Consider the following 449-nt stretch of genomic DNA (forward strand, 5'->3'; position numbering starts at 1 on the left):
GAAGTTTTTCATAGAGTCCTTTAAAAGTAGTGTCTGATGTTTTGTCGTGCTTCCAAATGTTTGTTGAGTGGGGGTAGGAACACTGGTGCAACACGGCCTTCGCAGCTGACATTAGCAGGAAAATCGCATCGTTCCTTTTGAGGATCATAGAAAAGATTAGACGGACAAGCGAGTGATAATGTTTTACCGCTGACGCACATGTGATAGTGGCTACACACATTATGGGCTACAAGTTTGCCGTTCGAACCTTCTTGAGCACATAAAGATAATGCCTGTTTCGGATCACAGTTACAAGGACCAGTATTGACGTTTTCCTCACCTGGAACGACTCTAGTGCCACATTCGACATTCTTGGACCATTCACAAGTTTGGGTGATTGGGCTAAAGAATAAGTTCGAAGGACATTTAAGAGTTACGGGATTTCCAGATGAGCACATGTAAAATTTATA

At 42.5% G+C, this 449-nt stretch carries 1 protein-coding gene; it reads right to left on the reverse strand.

What is annotated here, in order from left to right:
- Positions 1–20: 20 nt before the first annotated feature.
- Complete coding sequence (locus tag F0L74_RS34770; protein WP_497707340.1) at positions 21–437, reverse strand: chitin binding peritrophin-A domain-containing protein; 417 nt, start codon at positions 435–437, stop codon at positions 21–23.
- Positions 438–449 lie beyond the last annotated feature (12 nt).

Origin of the sequence: Chitinophaga agrisoli, from assembly GCF_008386695.1 — a bacterium.
Lineage (GTDB): Bacteria > Bacteroidota > Bacteroidia > Chitinophagales > Chitinophagaceae > Chitinophaga > Chitinophaga agrisoli.

Excerpts from the sequence above, each read along its gene's own strand:
- F0L74_RS34770 (WP_497707340.1), bottom strand. The coding sequence starts at position 437 with ATGTGCTCATCTGGAAATCCCGTAACTCTTAAATGTCCTTCGAACTTA.